This window comes from Pseudomonas sp. HMWF021, assembly GCF_003061005.1.
In the GTDB taxonomy this organism is placed as follows: Bacteria; Pseudomonadota; Gammaproteobacteria; order Pseudomonadales; family Pseudomonadaceae; genus Aquipseudomonas.
In genome coordinates this window covers 73365-75053 of record NZ_QAIK01000121.1, presented here as the reverse complement: position 1 = coordinate 75053, position 1689 = coordinate 73365, and the positions used below count along the sequence as shown (strand labels likewise).

General features: G+C 60.7%; 2 protein-coding genes. Both read left to right on the top strand.

Annotated features, from left to right (window positions below; genetic code table 11):
* Nucleotides 1–507, top strand: a 507-nt coding sequence (locus DBR18_RS16720; protein ID WP_108591146.1) for a gluconate 2-dehydrogenase subunit 3 family protein, incomplete at its 5' end; no start/stop codon positions are given.
* A 2-nt stretch (nucleotides 508–509) separates the two neighbouring features.
* On the top strand, nucleotides 510–1689 hold a 1180-nt coding region (locus DBR18_RS16715), incomplete at its 3' end, for a GMC family oxidoreductase (protein WP_256588754.1).

Genomic DNA, 1689 nt, shown 5'->3' with positions numbered 1-1689 from the left:
CCCAACGACGAGCAAGGCCCGGGCGCCCTGGAAGCCGGCGTGCCGGAATACATCGACCGCCAGATGAACACCCCGTACGCCGCCGGTGCCCTGTGGTACATGCAAGGTCCGTTCAATGCCGACGCCGCGCCGGAGATGGGCTGGCAGAGCAAACTGGTGCCCAAAGAGATCTATCGCCTGGGCATCGCCGCCACCGATCAGTGGGCAAAATCGCTCAACGGTAAAACATTTGCCGAGCAAGACAGCGCTACCCGAGAGGATTTGCTCAAGCAACTCGAAGCCGGCAAACCGCAGTTCGATGCAGTCCCCGCGAAGATTTTCTTCAGCCTGCTGCTGCAAAACACCAAGGAAGGGTTCTTCTGCGACCCGATCCACGGCGGCAATAAAGGCATGGTCGGCTGGACCATGATCGGCTTCCCCGGCGCCCGCGCCGATTTCATGGATTGGGTGGAACGCAACGAGCAATACCCCTTCCCGGCAGTTTCGATTCGCGGCGAGAGGGTGTGAGCATGGCAACGGTAATGAAGAAGGTCGACGCAGTGATCGTCGGTTTTGGCTGGACTGGCGCGATCATGGCCAAGGAGCTGACCGAAGCCGGGCTCAACGTGCTGGCCCTGGAGCGCGGGCCGATGCAGGACACCTACCCTGACGGCAACTATCCACAGGTGATCGACGAACTCACCTACAGCGTGCGCAAAAAACTCTTTCAGGACATCTCGAAAGAAACAGTCACCATCCGCCACAGCGTCAACGACATCGCCCTGCCGAACCGCCAGTTGGGTGCGTTCCTGCCGGGCAATGGCGTCGGCGGCGCCGGTCTGCACTGGTCGGGCGTGCATTTTCGCGTCGATCCGATCGAGCTGCGCATGCGCAGCCATTACGAAGAGCGCTATGGCAAAAATTTCATCCCCAAGGACATGACCATCCAGGACTTCGGCGTCAGCTATGAAGAGCTGGAGCCATTCTTCGATTTCGCCGAAAAAGTCTTCGGCACCTCCGGCCAGGCCTGGACCGTGAAGGGCCAGTTGGTCGGGCAAGGCAAGGGCGGCAACCCTTTCGCACCCGATCGCTCCAACCCGTTCCCGCTGGAAGCGCAGAAAAATACGGTTTCCGCACAACTGTTCGGCAAAGCGGCGACAGAAGTCGGGTACAAACCCTACAACCTGCCTTCCGCCAATACCTCGGGGCCATACACCAATCCCTACGGCGCGCAGATGGGCCCGTGCAACTTCTGCGGGTTCTGCAGCGGTTACGTGTGCTACATGTATTCCAAGGCCTCGCCGAACGTGAACATTCTGCCAGCGCTCAAGCCGCTGCCGAATTTCGAACTGCGGCCCAACTCGCATGTGCTGCGGGTCAACCTCGACAGCAGCAAGTCCAAGGCCACCGGCGTGACCTACATCGACGGCCAGGGCCGCGAGATCGAGCAACCGGCGGATCTGGTGATCCTCGGTGCCTTCCAGTTGCACAACGTGCGGTTGATGCTGCTGTCAGGCATCGGCAAGCCTTACGACCCGATCAGCGGCGAAGGCGTGGTCGGGCGTAACTTCGCCTATCAGAACATGGCGACCATCAAGGCGTTCTTCGACAAGGACACCCACACCAACAACTTCATCGGCGCCGGCGGCAACGGCGTGGCGCTGGACGATTTCAACGCCGACAACTTCGACCACGGCCCGCACGGCTTCG